The 14,294-nt window shown below is 60.6% G+C and carries 15 protein-coding genes; 6 read left to right on the plus strand and 9 right to left on the minus strand.

Annotated features, from left to right (window positions below; genetic code table 11):
- Positions 1–31 precede the first annotated feature (31 nt).
- From AC1C2O_RS03050 to AC1C2O_RS03060, 3 genes are all read left to right on the plus strand, one after another.
- A complete protein-coding gene (locus AC1C2O_RS03050) occupies positions 32–655 on the plus strand; it encodes an NADPH-dependent F420 reductase (protein ID WP_495428977.1) in 624 nt (207 codons plus the stop codon).
- A 123-nt stretch (positions 656–778) separates the two neighbouring features.
- On the plus strand, positions 779–1,711 hold the full coding sequence (locus AC1C2O_RS03055; RefSeq protein ID WP_495428978.1) for an SDR family oxidoreductase: 933 nt from the start codon (positions 779–781) through the stop codon (positions 1,709–1,711).
- 73 nt (positions 1,712–1,784) lie between these two features.
- Entirely contained in the window at positions 1,785–2,453 is a 669-nt protein-coding gene (locus AC1C2O_RS03060) for an NADPH-dependent F420 reductase (RefSeq protein WP_495428979.1), read from the plus strand.
- Positions 2,454–2,474: 21 nt separating this feature from the next.
- On the opposite strand, the gene AC1C2O_RS03065 is transcribed toward AC1C2O_RS03060, so the two are convergent.
- The gene (locus AC1C2O_RS03065; RefSeq protein WP_495428980.1) at positions 2,475–3,260 is read right to left on the minus strand and encodes a DNA/RNA non-specific endonuclease; all 786 of its coding nucleotides are present in this window, start codon (positions 3,258–3,260) and stop codon (positions 2,475–2,477) included.
- 237 nt (positions 3,261–3,497) lie between these two features.
- Between AC1C2O_RS03065 and AC1C2O_RS03070 the strand changes: the two genes are divergently transcribed.
- Positions 3,498–4,583 carry a carboxylate-amine ligase gene (locus AC1C2O_RS03070; protein WP_495428981.1) on the plus strand — a complete coding sequence of 362 codons (1,086 nt, stop codon included), beginning with the start codon at positions 3,498–3,500 and terminating at the stop codon, positions 4,581–4,583.
- A 110-nt stretch (positions 4,584–4,693) separates the two neighbouring features.
- Here the strand turns inward: AC1C2O_RS03070 and AC1C2O_RS03075 are convergent, their stop codons facing one another.
- The 6 genes from AC1C2O_RS03075 to AC1C2O_RS03100 form a co-directional block, all read right to left on the minus strand.
- A complete protein-coding gene (locus AC1C2O_RS03075) occupies positions 4,694–5,512 on the minus strand; it encodes a TspO-related membrane protein (RefSeq protein WP_495428982.1) in 819 nt (272 codons plus the stop codon).
- 53 nt (positions 5,513–5,565) lie between these two features.
- Positions 5,566–6,438 (minus strand): glycosyltransferase family A protein, encoded by an 873-nt coding sequence (locus AC1C2O_RS03080; protein WP_495428983.1) that lies wholly within the window; start codon positions 6,436–6,438, stop codon positions 5,566–5,568.
- A complete protein-coding gene (locus AC1C2O_RS03085) occupies positions 6,419–6,874 on the minus strand; it encodes an SRPBCC family protein (protein ID WP_495428984.1) in 456 nt (151 codons plus the stop codon). Before AC1C2O_RS03085 ends, AC1C2O_RS03080 begins: the two co-directional genes overlap by 20 nt.
- A 440-nt stretch (positions 6,875–7,314) precedes the next feature.
- Positions 7,315–7,695 (minus strand): helix-turn-helix domain-containing protein, encoded by a 381-nt coding sequence (locus AC1C2O_RS03090; RefSeq protein WP_495428985.1) that lies wholly within the window; start codon positions 7,693–7,695, stop codon positions 7,315–7,317.
- A 535-nt stretch (positions 7,696–8,230) separates the two neighbouring features.
- The gene (locus AC1C2O_RS03095; RefSeq protein ID WP_495428986.1) at positions 8,231–9,331 is read right to left on the minus strand and encodes a hypothetical protein; all 1,101 of its coding nucleotides are present in this window, start codon (positions 9,329–9,331) and stop codon (positions 8,231–8,233) included.
- A gap of 65 nt (positions 9,332–9,396) precedes the next feature.
- Positions 9,397–9,915, minus strand: a complete 519-nt coding sequence (locus AC1C2O_RS03100) for a recombinase family protein (protein WP_495431659.1) — start codon at positions 9,913–9,915, stop codon at positions 9,397–9,399.
- Between the two features lie 409 nt (positions 9,916–10,324).
- On the opposite strand from AC1C2O_RS03100, the gene AC1C2O_RS03105 reads away from it, so the two are divergent.
- Together AC1C2O_RS03105 and AC1C2O_RS03110 are read left to right on the plus strand one after the other, a co-directional pair.
- Positions 10,325–10,582 (plus strand): hypothetical protein, encoded by a 258-nt coding sequence (locus AC1C2O_RS03105; RefSeq protein ID WP_495428987.1) that lies wholly within the window; start codon positions 10,325–10,327, stop codon positions 10,580–10,582.
- 75 nt (positions 10,583–10,657) lie between these two features.
- Entirely contained in the window at positions 10,658–11,398 is a 741-nt protein-coding gene (locus tag AC1C2O_RS03110; protein ID WP_495428988.1) for a hypothetical protein, read from the plus strand.
- 65 nt (positions 11,399–11,463) lie between these two features.
- On the opposite strand, the gene AC1C2O_RS03115 is transcribed toward AC1C2O_RS03110, so the two are convergent.
- Positions 11,464–13,413, minus strand: a complete 1,950-nt coding sequence (locus AC1C2O_RS03115; RefSeq protein WP_495428989.1) for a short coiled-coil protein — start codon at positions 13,411–13,413, stop codon at positions 11,464–11,466.
- A gap of 54 nt (positions 13,414–13,467) precedes the next feature.
- Positions 13,468–14,247: a hypothetical protein gene (locus tag AC1C2O_RS03120; RefSeq protein ID WP_495428990.1), complete on the minus strand. Its 780-nt coding sequence runs from the start codon at positions 14,245–14,247 to the stop codon at positions 13,468–13,470.
- Between the last annotated feature and the right edge of the window lie 47 nt (positions 14,248–14,294).

Raw genomic sequence — 14,294 nt, forward strand, 5'->3', positions numbered from 1 at the left:
CGAAGCCATTAGAGAAAGAGAGTACTCGTCCATGAGCAGCATCAGTTTCATCGGTCTCGGGGGCATAGCCCGCGCGATAGCGGGTCGCGCGGTTGCAGGCGGCAACGATGTCGAGCTGATCGCCCGCGGTGCGGGCAAGGCCAGGCGACTGGCCGCGAAGCTCGGCGGCGGGGCCACGGCAGGGGCGATCGGCGCCGTCCCTGCTGGCGATATCGTCGTCCTCGCCGTGCCATATATGAACGCCGTGCAGGTCATCGCCCATTACGGGGATGCACTGGACGGCAAGGTCATCATTGACATCACCAACACCTTTAACGCCGACGCCACCGGGCTGGTCACACCGGCCGGCACATCCGGTGCGCAGGAGATTGCCAAAGCGGTTCCGGCGAGCGCGCACGTCGTGAAGGCGTTCAACACTGTCTTCGGTCACGTCCTTGCCCAAGAGACCGCGTTGGACGTGTTCTTCGCCGGAGATGATGCGGAGGCCAAGGCCAGTGTTTCGGCGTTCATCCAGAGTCTCGGACTGCGTCCGCTCGATGTCGGCGGCCTGGAGATGGCCCGCTGGCTGGAAGCGGTCGGGCCGTTGATGATGGGCCTGGCCCGCCACGGCGTGGGGAACTTCAACCTCTCTCTCGGCGTCAACTTCTCCGACTGAGCATCGGTGAGCTCCCTCGCTCACCCGTCAAGCACACGACCCTATCCATCGGTGTCAGCACTCTTATCTGGGAGTACGCGCACCACCATCCGGTTCGCCACATCACTCACAAGGAGCACCCTCATGCGCGTTTTCGTCACCGGCGGGACCGGCCATTCCGGTTCCTACATCATTCCCGAGCTTGTCGCCGCCGGGCACGAGGTCACCGGCCTGGCCCGGTCCGATATCGCTGCGGCGGTGCTGTCCGGGTTCGGCGCAAACGTGCGCCGCGGCGATCTCCAGGACCTGGACGGGCTCAAGGAGGCAGCCGCCAACTCCGACGGCGTCATTCACGTCGCACACAGGCAAGACCTGCTTCCGTTGGGCGGGATGGACGCGGTGGCTGCCGCTGAGGTCCCGATCATGCTCGCCTACGGCGACGCCCTTGCAGGAACCGGAAAGCCGCTGGTGGGGGCGGGGAGCATCGGCTCACCCGGGCAGCTGGGCAGGCCAGCCACAGAGGACGACCCGGCGCTTCCCGTCCGCAATGACCACAGCGGCACCCTCCGGGCCCGCAACGTTGTGGAGGCCTCCATCATCGGCCTCGCCGATCGGGGAGTGCGGTCTTCGGTCGTGCGGATCGCCAACATCGCGCACAGCACGACCGATGCCGGGTTCCTCCCCATGCTGTTTGCGCTAGCGAAGGAGAAGGGTTTCTCCGGCTACGTCGGAGACGGCTCGAACCTGTGGAACGCTGTGCATGCCCGAGACGTCGCGTCCTTGTTCCGCCTGGCGCTGGAAAAAGGGGCCGCAGGCAAGTACTGGCACGCGGTTGAGGATGGGGGAACCCCGTTCCGCGAAATCGCCGAGGCCATCGGCAATCGTCTGGGCCTGCCCGCGGTGAGCGTTCCCGCAGACGAATTGATGGTCCCGGCACACTTCGGGTTCCTCGCGAACATCGTCACGAAGAGCTACCCGGCATCCAATCTCATTACCCGCCGATTGCTCGGCTGGGAGCCCGCCCAGCCCAGACTGCTCGACGACATGGGCAACGGCCACTACTTTCGCGCAAGCTGAGGCCCGGGACCCTGGATCGCAACGGATCCGACAAATGGCGAGAATATGGCTCTTTTGGAGGGACGCCAAGAATATGACGACTGTGGGAATTATCGGAAGCGGATACATCGGCAGTACGATCGCGCGCCTCGCCGCCGATGCCGGGCATCAGGTGGTGCTCAGCAACTCGCGCGGTCCCGAAACTCTGCTGGACACGGTCGCGGAACTGGGGCCGCAGGCATCCGCGGCAACGAGCGCGGAGGCCGCCGCGGCAGGTGACATTGTGGTGGTCTCGGTGCCGGTCAACGCATTTTCTTACTTGCCCGCCGCGTCACTGGCGGGAAAGACGGTCATCGACACGACCAACTACGGCCCTGAGCGTGACGGGCACATCCTCGAGCTGGACGGCACATCGCTCACCTCGACCGAGCTACTGCAGCGGTACATCCCGGGCGCCGTGCTCGTGAAGGCGTTCAACAACATCTCCTTCACTCACCTGCTGTCGCTCGCGCGCCGAGCAGATGCGGCCGACCGCTCTTACCTGCCGGTCGCTAGCGACTCTGCGCCGGCGAAGGCGGCCGTGACCGAATTCATCGACTCCATTGGGTACAGCGTGGTGGACGCAGGCCCGCTGGCCGAAAGCTGGCGGCAGGCGACGGGCACGCCGGTGTGGGGGACCCCCTACGCATCGTCCTCTGACGTTCACGGCCAGCCGGTTGGTGAACACGCGATCCGCGCGGCACTGGCCGCCGCAACGCGCTAGGGCACCTGTGCTTCCGTGCTTTTAGAGGACGATCTCGCGAGCTGTCTCTAGGGCTTTCCATGTTCGAGTGCGCACGGTTTGTTCGGGAAGTACGTCTGCGTCTGGCAGAGGCCCGAGGTCGATGCCGGTGATGTCAGCGATAGCCACGACCGGAACCTGAAAAGTGCGGAACGCCGCTAATGGTGGCGCCGCCCGTAGTTCGTCACGGATGATAATGAGCTCGGACTGATCGAGAAGGAATCCTGCTGCTTGGAGACCATTTGGCCCCTGCCAAGCGGCGATCTTCCAAAAGTGACGAGGGATCTGGATGCCGCGATAGGCCGGATCGTCGTCCTGGAGTACCGGGGCAGTGAAGACAGAAAGGCGTTGGTCGGTTGCCTCTGCGTAGGCGAGGACGTGGTCTTCGAGGCCGAGCCACAGTTCTTTTGACTGATTGAATCCGGCCGCTTGAGGCGCAGCATTCGGGTAGAAGAAGGTTGCCTCTGTCGCTTCGCGTGCTTCGTCGGCGGTTCCCCAGCCGGGGTCGCGTCTGCGCACCAGATGCCCACGGTCGAGCTCATTTCGCGCATAGACATCGGGACCGGTTTGTTCCTCATCGTCGACTCGGGAATCGAGGCGCCAATCGCCCGTGCGGGGTACTTCGCGCAGGGTCGCACCGTCGATGTTCACGGCTGTGACTGCGGCGAGCTTGCGCTCCACATCCAGCAGCACGGAAAACCGCGGGTAGGGGAGCGTTCGCACATCGCGTGCGGGGTGGGGGAGAGGGAGCGGCGTCGTCAGGAACTCAGGGTTGTATCCGTCTGCCATGTCACCCATCCTGGTGGATTTGGCGAGGTGTGAATAGGCCGGCAGAGGAATGTTCCAAAGATGGTCAACCATGCGTTGTGGCCCTATCCGCGTGGACGCCAATCGGAGGGGAACTCCTGAACTGTCAACCCCCTCGCACGCGCAAACGGAAAGCGTCAGTCTTTGCGTGAAACAAGGGAGCGCGATGCCTAATCCGTGGTTCGTGAGATCAAGGGCAGGCTCGTGCGAGGTCCTCACATGCTGAACACCTTCGGGATTGAAGAGGAGTTCATCCTCGTGCACTCACAGACACTTGCGCCGGTCGATCTTGCCAGCGAAGCTGTCGTTGAGCTCGGGGCGCTCCCTCACCGTGGCGAGGTCACGAACGAGTTCTTGTCGTCTCAAGTCGAATACGCCACCAACGTGTGCCAGAGCCTCGATGAAGCAAGAGACGAGTTACATGGTTTTCGCGTCGAGTTGAAAGCATGGGCTAAAAAGCATGATCTGATCGCAATCGGCAGTGGAACGCCATATGAAACTCCGCAGGAACTGCCAAGGTTTCCGTCAGAACGTTATGAGCGCATCGCGCACGATGTTGGAATGCTTGCTGGGGAACATCTGGTCAATGGGATGCATGTGCATGTCGGGGTGTCCAGCGGGGACGAGGGCGTGCAAGTGGTCAACGGTCTTCGTCCGTGGCTCCCGATGCTGGTTGCGCTATCTTCGAACTCACCTTTCTGGGCTGGCGAGGATACGGGGCACCACAGTTGGCGATCAATTCAGATGCGCCGCTGGACGACTTTTGGGACGCCCCCGTTCTTTCATGACTTCGAAGAATATGAGTCACTGTGTACGCGGTTGCTGGGCGTTGGTGCAACGACCGCGTACAGCAGCAACGGTTGGGGTGTCAGGCTGTCTGCTCGTTTTCCCACGGTGGAGATCCGTATCTGTGACACTCAACTGGACACCGCATCCGCGTTGGCCATGGCATCAATACTGAGGGCTCTCGCCCATGCATCCGCTGATTCGTCGCGCCGGCCGACGCCGGTGCGCACGCATGTGCTTGATTCCGAGCTGTGGCACGCGTCAAGATATGGAATCACGAACGGGGTCTACGACCCTCTGACAGATGCGCACACCGGGTTTGCGTCCACGCTCTCGTCATTGCGGCGCGTGATCGCGCCGTATATCCGAGTGCAGGGCGCTGACGGTTGCGTGGATGAGTTTCTTAGTCGGATCGCGATTGAGGGGACAGGAGCGGGGAGGCAACGTACCGCTCGCCGCAGAGGACGGGGGAGCCTCTCAGCTCTGTATGAGAACTCCCTCGCGTCGACCGGGTCATGAGCGCGACTCAAACTTCCCATGGTCAGCCCTTGGCGGACGCATGGATCACGCCATCATCACAACTTTGGATCGAGCGATGCAGAACTCTGCCCGCTCATCGGACCGGCGATTCATGACGCATACGCCCGTTGAGCGACGATCCGTCGGACAACCGCAGTGACGATAACCACACCCGCAGCAACCACGGCGACTACTCCCACCAACTGTGATTCTGGTTCGTCGCTCAGACGAGCGACCGCAAGCCAGCCCAACCCCCATGCCAGGGCGATTGCTGGGGTCAGGCGTCCGCGACTGAATACTGCGGTGGCGACACCGAGCAGCGCGGCAACAACAACAATCGCCACACCCCAGGCGTCGGGTTCTATTTCGAAGCCGCGGAACCCCAAGTCGGTTAGCCATGCGGCCACGTTCGCTGCCGTCGCGATTGTCACCCACCCCAAGTACAACCCGATCGTGCCATCAAGAACAACGGACTCGACGATGGCTGCGGCCTTGGAAGAGGCATTCCGTGGCGTACGTTGCAACAGGTGAAATGTGACGCCCAGAACGGCAAGGAGGACAACGATGACAAGTACGGACAGTCCGACTTGGCCAAACTGCACGACTCCGATCCATGCGGCATTGAGCAGCATAGACAGCGCGATGAGATAACCGACTCGACGATGCACTGCTCGCGCACCCTGGCTGGGGAACAACTGCCACACGGCATACGCAATGAGCCCGAGATAGATGGCCGACCAAATGCTGAACGCGGGACCAGCTGGAGCGATCAGCGTCGAATCAGAAGCCAGCGCACCGCCTGCGGCATCTTGAATTGGTGTACCGCCCAGTGCACCGGAACCGAGGAAGGCACCGGAAATAGCCACGAGAGCAAGAACAAAGACGGTGACTTGCCTAACGCGGTCAGAGGTCTGAGGTGACGTTGCCATGTTCGCACCCTACGCGAATGATACTCATCATGACAGGGCACGCAGGGATGATGTTATCGAGGGAATCTCCGTCGGATCGAGCGCACCGGGGCGCCGCGCACGACCAGTCGCCACCACCTCCAAGGCGGGAAGTCACGTGGCCAATGCATCACGACTGTGCGGAAGCCGCGATTCATACGGCGGCGGAATGATCGTGCACTGCGGAACGGTCGCATCGAGATGCCCATCGCCTCGCCACGCAGACGACCGACTCGATGATGCTCCCCGATGTGGAACGCCAAGTCGAGGTCATCGTGCACTTCCGGATCGTGACGATGCACTCCCGAGCTGATCTGTTGCCAGGCTTCTCTGCGCATGGCGAAGTTCGACCCGAACACCGGACGATGCCCCAATGCCGGTGCCGTGGCCAGCGCATATGCGACGAGATAGAGTCGCGCCAAACCCGCACGAAACAAGAGAGGCCCGTCGATAAAACGTGCACCTCCGGTGAATGCCGCCACGTCAGGGTGATCGATGAATGCCTCTTCGACATTCGCAATCCACGATGGCGGCGCCACACAATCAGCGTCGAGCCGAAGTATGAGGTCGCCGGTCGCCCGGTCATAACCGAGAGAACTCGCTGCAGGGATGCCCGGTTCCGAGCATCCAATGACCGTCGCACCCGCCTCCGATGCCGCGTGAGCCGACCCGTCCGATGATCCGTTGTCCACCACGATGATCTCGTCGGCGGGTCGCGTTTGCGAGCAAAGGGCCGTTAGGCATCCTGCTAGCTCGTCGCGGTCGTCCTTCACTGGAATGACAATGGTGACAGTGAGGCGGCTCACGCCGTTCATCGACGTTCCCTTCTTCTTCACCGGCTCTGGCGGCTGGGAAGAAGAAGGGAACGTTTCATCGGCGAGGTCTACGTCAGGCGTCAACGTCCTCACGCCACGCACCCGTTTCATGCCCGCGGCTCTCGATGAACTCCTTGAAGTTCTTTAGATCCTTCTTCACAACATGCGAACCAGCGCCCACCAGCGAACCCACCTTTTCGAGCAGCCCTTCGGGCTCCCAGTCGATCTGCACGGTTACGCGCGTAGAAGAGTCGGTGAGCTTGTGAAATGTGACCGCTCCCGCGTGATGAGTGTCGCCACCGGTGCTCGTCCAGGCGACGCGCTCGTCCGGATGCTGTTCCGTGATCTCCGCGTCGAACTCGCGCTCGGTGCCGGCGACGTTGACCTTCCAGTGCGTGTGCGTGTCGTCGGACTGCGTCAAGGAGACCACTTCATCGAGAAACTCAGGGAAACTCTCGAACTGCGTCCACTGGTTGTAAGCGACGTTGACAGGGACTTCAACGTCGATGGTTTCGATAATCTGCACCATGGCATGCTCCTCGCTGATCGATTGGTTGAGGTTCCATTCGAACGCGAAGCGTGCGCACCTACACAGGGGGTTGACCGCTCGCGCTTCACATGATTAGCGGTTCGGTCGCTGAAGAGGCCCCTTGGCCGCGATTCAACGGTCCTGATTACGATTCGAGTGCCGGCGGTGGGACTCGAAACCACCATTGCAGGCTACTTAAAGTTACATTTATAGACGATATCTTCGATTAAATTGCAGGTAGTTACGTGAATCTGCGTATTTAAACACCTAGTCACGCGAAGAATGTTGGTGAAACAACATCAAACAACACGATCTAGAAGCGACAGCGACACCGCGCTTGTTACTAGCAAATGCTAGTAGAAATCTACCAGAAAAAACAGCTAGCCCACGGGATTAATCCCGTGGGCTAGTTACGTCGTGGAGCTGATGCGCTTGGTGTGCTAACCGTTCTGGTCGTTTCCAACATTCTGATCTAAGAACTGATGCGTCTGGCGGTTGCTGGCCGCGACGGATCGTCCCGTGCTGAAATTGATACCGCCGTCACCGCGCACAGTGTTTCGCCCAGCGCTCAACGTCTCCTCACGCTCAGCGAGCTTGGAGACGTACCAGGTGAGTAGGGATGCTCTCGGGTAGCGCCAACTGCGACCAACTTTTATCGTGAGGAACTCTCCACGGCGGTTCGCCTCAGCCACGACACGCTCGGTAGTACCGAGGGCCTCCGCTGCCTGTTCGACAGTCATGAGTGCGGGGAAGGAGTTAAGGTCCTTTTCGATGCCGGCGACGATATCAGCGATGGATTCAGGAAGATCGAATGTTGTCATACGGACTGTATGCGCGGTTGCGTCTGATTCTGTGGACACGAATGCCTCGTCGCGAAGTGTCGCATCGAACAGAGGGGGTCTGTTGCACGGATGGGAGCATCATCTGATCTGGCTTGCTCGGGAGGTGGCCTGGAAGGTAGTCATTATGCTTGAGGGTTCCCGAAGGCGTACTGAGACGATGTCCTTCTTGTGGCGCAGAAGAATACTCAACGCAGTGCTGGCGGTAGGGGCACTCTAGGCGAGAGGATGAACGCCGCAGAACAGCACCTAGGTCGCAGCAATTACGCCGACTCATGGGAGCTCCCTCCTGGGGCGCGAGATGCTTTGCCGTGTTCACAAAGCGCAACTCGCGGATCGCCTGCGATGGTCGTCGATGCGGTCGCCGACGCCACCTGGAGCGCATGCGCGACGACGGTGTGCGGTTAGGCAGTGCAGGGTCTCCGTTGGACGTCTCGTAGACATCTCCTGTACGAGACGAGACCACCGCCGGTAAAGCGAAGATCGGGTCTCAGAAAACTGTCTTGTAAGGCGACTCTCAGGGCGCGGGTTCCTGAGACTGCTCGATGCCCGGAGTGTCTAGCGGTTCGCGGGTACTCAAATACGTCAGGGCGACGTCGATCAGGTCGGTCAGATCGTTAGCCGAGGCCCGGTCAAAGTCGATCTCGGCAATGGCCTCGAAGCGCAGTGCACCGTCACCATAGAAGTCCGGCCGTGTTTTCGTGCGGTTGTTCGCCGTCCCATCCGTCAGCGGTGCTCCCTTGAACCCATGGGCGATCACCTGCTCCCACTCTCCCTTGGCCTCAGGTCGACTTGGCCTTTCCCGATGTAGGAGCTCTGCAAGATCGGGCCTCTCGTCGTATAGATAGCCTCGAATGCCGGTGTAGTCGATGTCGGCGTCCATGCTGCGCGCCAGACTGTACGCGGCCCCGCGCACCTCTTCATCCTCGTCCTGGTTCGGTCGAGGGTCGAAGTCGACACCGAACCGAAGTTCGCCGCCGGGCTTCGTCCCCCACCAGCGGACCTCCGCGATGAACGTACGGTCCGTGCCCTCACCTCGCAACGGGGTCCATCCCTGGATGAGTGGCAAGCCGCCTCCGCTGGCGACATCAGCCCGCGCCCATCGGCCTCGCTCACGCAAGTCTTTTGCAACGCGGCGTGTAACCACCCGCGCCAGGAACTTCTGGTTCAGGACGTTGAGCGGAACCCAATGCTCCGCGGATCGGGTGGCGAAGACACCTGAAATCATTCGGTCCCAGCCACGAAGGATGCCGGCGGCGTCCCGCGCGAGAAGCCGCGCCAGTTTGTCGTCGACGTTCTCCCAGCCGCCCACTAGGTCGCTCAGGCTCAGGAAGCGCCATTGTTCGGAATCCGCTGCCAGCCTTACCTTATCCGCGCTCAATGCCGCCAGATAGAGAGTCGGGCGCGACTTGAGAGACTCATACTTATTCTGCTGCTTGACCGACATGAGATGACCCAGCTTTACCTCCACTACGGCGCTCTGCGTACGCGATGTGAGCAGCAGATCCGCGTTGTTCGCGTTCCGAACCTCACGGCCGACAACGTCTGGCACGAAACCGACCAGCTTGGCCCACGGCGACCTATCGCGGTCGCTGAGGAGTTGAATGAGGTCCGACACGTTCGTCTCCTGGGCCAAGAGTCTGCCCAGCCCTCGGCTACGGACCCACGGCATTGGCTTCTTGCTCATGCGACGTCGCCGACCTTCTGCGCGCTGTCCACCATCGTCGCCTGCTCAGCGAGCACGTTGTGCACGGTGCCGACGGAGATGCCCAGCACGCGGGCGATGACAAGGATCGACTCACCCTTCTCGCGACAAGTCAGGATTGCCGCTCGTTTGTCGTCGTTGATCACCCGGGGTCGGCCACCGAGCTTGCCGCGCTGCCGTGAGGCATCCAGACCATTCTTCGTCTTGCGCACGATGTCGCGACGCCGATCCTCGGCCAGCGCCATGGCCAGATCGAGAATGAGGCTGCGCTCGGTGTGCTTACCAGCGGCGATTCCGTCCAGCACTTTCACTGCAATGCCCCGCTCGAACAATTCGGTGAGTAAGACCAGCCCCTCGAGAAGATTACGGCCCAGACGATCGACCTCCTGCACTGTGAGCATGTCTCCGTCACGCATGTACGCCAGGGCCTTGGCCAGGCCGGGCCGCTGATCAACGGAGAGCTTGCCGCTGACCTTCTCTCGAAGACCTTGATGCAGATTGGATCGACGGCATCATGCTGCCTCGCTGTGTCTTGCTTCTTTGTGCTCACTCGCACGAGCCCTACCAGAGACATGGCGTATCTCCGTTCAAATAACGTATTCATCTAGTGCATCCGACAGTATCGGCTATTGAACGAGTGGGACTGATGCACGGTTAGGTGACAGTTCTAGTCACGCCGCCAGCGCAGCATCTAGTGCATGTCGCGCTCGTTTGGTGGGTTCCGCACAACGTGTAACGATAATGACCCTTATCGCACACCGATAGGCCATCATGCTTGCCTGCTGATTGCTTTCCTTCTTCCATGGTGCCGCGGTAAAGAGGTTCGCGCTGCGAGCGACGCGGGAGCATTTCGACACCGGTGGCGCGCTCGGTCAGCGGGCGGCGCTGGTTGCCTCGAGGAATTTCATGAGCCGTTCGAACTCCCTCGGGACGGGTACTCCCACGATCGTGGAGATTACGGAACCCGCACGCGGACTCTTCGGCAATGCCGTGCACGTGCGGGAGGAATTCGTCGCTCGCGCAATGGCACTGCCTGAACCCGGCGTAGGCTTGCTGCCCGGACTCGCGGTGGGCGATACCCGCGCCGTCTCGGAGGAGCTCAACGCCTCCATGCTCAGCTCGGCGCTCAGCCACCTCACGGCTGTCAGCGGGCCGAACTGTTAATTACGAGATGGGTAGGCCGATCCCTTGTCTTGGCTGTGTTCCCCTAGCGTCCGACCTATGGCCCATCATGGGAGCATGACTGGTCTGGATGCCCTTGTTCCGTCCCACGAGCCCGCCCAAGATGCGTTCGCATTCGCGGGCAAAGCAGCTCTTTCGATGGTTCCTATCGTCGGGCCGCTCGCTGCGGACACGCTCGCTCACGCCCTCGAGAGTCGACAGGCGCAGCGCCAACACGAATTCAACTTAGCAATCGCCCAGGCGTTGTCGACCGCACTGGAGAAGCTCGACGAGACTATGACTGTCGAGGACGTGATTCGCTCAGACGAGTTTATCGCCGGTGTCACCCGCGCCCAACGGGCAGCAGCCGAGACCGCGAGCCAGCAGAAACGTCGTCGGCTGGCTGCTGCGGTCGTGAACGGCGGTAACTGGGCCCCGTTCGCGGCCACGGAGCGTGAACAGTTCACGCGGCTTGTCGACGAGTTCGACGCACTTCACATCTGGATGCTGCACTACTTCGCGGACCCGCGCGCATGGCTACAAGCACGGGATCTCTACCGCCAGCACGAGAACATCCTCATGGGCGGGATCGATGGCCCGCTCGGTACTGCGCTGGCGGCTCATCCGAATGTGTGGAACGGACCGGTCACGCAAGCCGCCGCAGATCTGGACCGCAACGGACTGGCGTCGATCCCGCTGACGACCATGACGAGCGCTTCGGGGATCTTCGGCTCGCGGACTTCAGCTAAAGGTCGTCGGTTCCTGACGTTTATCAACGAGCCCGACTCGGTCGCCGCCGACGTCCCCGACGAGCTCTGAGACTCAAGGCATATTGCTCCAAGCAACCCCTGTCGCAGTAGTTCCGTGCTACCGATCGGTGCACCCTATGCCTTGTGCGGCCCGCGCACAACGAGGTCGTCATGGATCTTGAGCACGAGCGCAACCGCCAAACGGAGTAGCTGCATGTAAGACTTCCGGTGGGCGTCTTCGTCCCGAGGCTTCGGGTTGGTTCCGTGAAGATAACGGTTGCGCAGATCGTGGCCGTCGCTGAACTCGCTCTTGTTGAGGAAGAAGTTGAAGTAGCTCGCCTCGGCAGAGCTGAGCAGCGTCGATCTGAACTCAAGCCACCCGTTCGCTACTAGGTTTTCCGCGGCGGCCTCCTCGAGCTCGTAATGCCCGAACGGGGCCGTTTCGTAACTATTGATGTCGGCTAGGACGCGGATCATCGGCAGAGAGGTGAAGCTAATAATCCCGTTATCGACGGTGATTATGCCAGCTGTTGCAAGCCAATCAACAGGCCTCGTCTGATAGTGATGAAGATCTTCATACCGAAGTTGATTGTTCAGGGCCAGCTGCACGAAGCTCCTCGCTTGGAGGTTCTCGTTGACGTACGTGAGCCTCGACTGATCGCTGAAGAGGAGATGGAGCGCTGTCGCACAGTCTTCGCTCGCACTGTGGACCAGATACTTTCGCTCGACGAGGCTGGGAATCTTCCCCCAGGGTCGCGGAGCAGACGTCAGCTCGAGCAGCTCACGGTCGATCTCGCCGTCCTCGCAGTAGAGCGTGAACTGTTTGACGATGCTCTCCATCTCCGCGCAGATATGTCGGCAACGCTCAAGGTATGTGCTGTTCGCAGTCGAAGGCGCATACTCAAAGCCTGTGACGTCGAACGCCTCGGGGATGTAGTCGCGAAAGTACCAGGTGAGTATGTCTTCGACTTCTATGCCCTCTTGCCGGAGGAAGTCATAGTAAGCCTCCGTGCCGAGAATCGTCGTGCTGTCGCGATGTCTATACTCGGCCGCTCGGGGGTAGGTGTCTTTCCCTGATACTCGCAGCCTCTCGATCACACCGATCTGGCTCTGAAACGATGGAAGTGTCAGCAATCCGCGTTCGTCTAGGTACTCGAGGATTGTCGAGAAATTCGCGAGTATCTGCGCTGGATTCATGGACGACTTCAGATACAGACCCCCGAGTGTGCGTTGCCGGAGCGTTCTGCCAGCGTTGCGCTTGAATCGGTTAAGTACGGGCTCTTGCTGCTCCGGATCGATCCCTATCGCATAGCTGGTGCCGCTCACCACCTTCATTTCATCGGCGAAGAGAGTTTCGGTGAGCTCATGCACACGGCGCTGCGCCGCCAGTCGAATCTTGGTCGTGATGCCAAAACTCTCGTTGTCTTGCGCTTGCGCGATCGCCTCGACGTAGTTGAGGTGCGGGGACTCGCTATCGATGTACGCCATGAGAATCTGCTGCGAGTCCAAAGCGGTCAGGCTGGTGGGCAAGACGTATGCGTTGGGCGCGTTCTTGAGTAGGCGGATGTTCACCAGTAGCTCGCCGTAGCTTGCATCGCTCAACAAGACGTTTCGAAGTCGGGTGTCGTGAGTCGTCACGAATTTGCGGTCTCCAAGCATCGCCCACATCGGCATGCCGAGCTTGACCAGGGCGTTGAAGACCCGAGGCCCCCCCACGCGCGCCGTGACGTTGAACCTGCCGATGAGCTGCAAGAGATCCTGTATGTACTCCCGCTCGAAGCTGTTCAGATGATCATCGATGTTCGAGCTATCGATCCTCTCGAAGAAGGCTGCGAGCTGTCCACGGAGCACGCGGGCAGACGCCGAGAGCGCCTCGCGCGCATCCTGACCGATCGTGCTCGGCACAATATCGTGCCTCTCAAACTCAAGCGCGTTGTGGATCTCCAGCGCATCGTTAAGAGTCGTGATGGTCGTCTTCTTGGATTGTGCCCAGATGAAAGCCACCGCTTGATCAGCCATCACGTAGTTTGCGAGGTCGCCTAAACCATAGAACTTGAGCCTGTCGTGCGACCCGTGATCTTCCATGTCTTGAGGCTATCGGCTCCCTCCGCACACGCTCGATGTGCGAGCGGGGTCGAGCTAGTGAGACGTATAGGGCGGGAGATCGTTCCAACCCCACAGTCCGCCCCGATAACCGAGATACCGATGCCAGTAGTCCGACCAGACAAACACCGCGTCGACTCCTTCATAGCCTCGAAGGATCGTAGACGGTGCTTCGAAATCATCCGTGAAAAATCTGACGGGCAATGCTTCGCTCACGACGACAAGGAACAGAAACCGCCGGGCTACCGCGCTTGTGCGTCTCAACTTCTGCAGGTGAGGTTCGATATGCGGGCGGCCTAGCCATGACTCGACAACGAGCGTGAAGTCAGCCGGTGTTGCCTCAACGAATTCAGCATTGGCTGTCTGGTAGATCATGATCCCCGGCGAAAAGGGCGTACGTTTGAGGCGACCGACGTTCTCGGCTAGGAGTTGCTTTACTGCTGGTTCGAGCGCCAGAACGTTGTCGGGCAAATCTGAAGGATCATCGACGTGCCATTCATCGCACAGAGCGACCGCCCGTAACGCCAACCGCTTGGTGCGCTTGTACGGAAAACTCACCCCAGTCGGCCGGAAGTCCCAGGACGTCGCGGCTGGCCATCTCCATCCGTCGCGCATCGCTAACCCTTGCCAGGCGCTCGAGGCAGGTTCGGTGATCATCGTGACTTCCAACGCGCCGGTGTCGCCGTTCGCCCACTCGAGCAAGAAGTCGACGACACCCTGTCGTCCGTCAAGATCATGCTTCTCGACCTGTGCGCCCGAGGCATGTCCGATGAGCCGTGCGGCAATCTGCTCTGCACGCTCCGAAAGTTCCGACATGAGACGAGTATCGCAGTCTGCACATTCCGTTCCGGTTGCCGTCTGCG

It is taken from the genome of Microbacterium sp. Y355 (assembly GCF_059445345.1).

Coding starts and splice junctions, on each gene's coding strand:
- AC1C2O_RS03050 (WP_495428977.1), top strand. CDS start 32: ATGAGCAGCATCAGTTTCATCGGTCTCGGGGGCATAGCCCGCGCGATA.
- AC1C2O_RS03055 (WP_495428978.1), top strand. CDS start 779: ATGCGCGTTTTCGTCACCGGCGGGACCGGCCATTCCGGTTCCTACATC.
- AC1C2O_RS03060 (WP_495428979.1), top strand. CDS start 1,785: ATGACGACTGTGGGAATTATCGGAAGCGGATACATCGGCAGTACGATC.
- AC1C2O_RS03065 (WP_495428980.1), bottom strand. CDS start 3,260: ATGGCAGACGGATACAACCCTGAGTTCCTGACGACGCCGCTCCCTCTC.
- AC1C2O_RS03070 (WP_495428981.1), top strand. CDS start 3,498: ATGCTGAACACCTTCGGGATTGAAGAGGAGTTCATCCTCGTGCACTCA.
- AC1C2O_RS03075 (WP_495428982.1), bottom strand. CDS start 5,512: ATGGCAACGTCACCTCAGACCTCTGACCGCGTTAGGCAAGTCACCGTC.
- AC1C2O_RS03085 (WP_495428984.1), bottom strand. CDS start 6,874: ATGGTGCAGATTATCGAAACCATCGACGTTGAAGTCCCTGTCAACGTC.
- AC1C2O_RS03090 (WP_495428985.1), bottom strand. CDS start 7,695: ATGACAACATTCGATCTTCCTGAATCCATCGCTGATATCGTCGCCGGC.
- AC1C2O_RS03105 (WP_495428987.1), top strand. CDS start 10,325: ATGAGCCGTTCGAACTCCCTCGGGACGGGTACTCCCACGATCGTGGAG.
- AC1C2O_RS03110 (WP_495428988.1), top strand. CDS start 10,658: ATGACTGGTCTGGATGCCCTTGTTCCGTCCCACGAGCCCGCCCAAGAT.
- AC1C2O_RS03115 (WP_495428989.1), bottom strand. CDS start 13,413: ATGGAAGATCACGGGTCGCACGACAGGCTCAAGTTCTATGGTTTAGGC.
- AC1C2O_RS03120 (WP_495428990.1), bottom strand. CDS start 14,247: ATGTCGGAACTTTCGGAGCGTGCAGAGCAGATTGCCGCACGGCTCATC.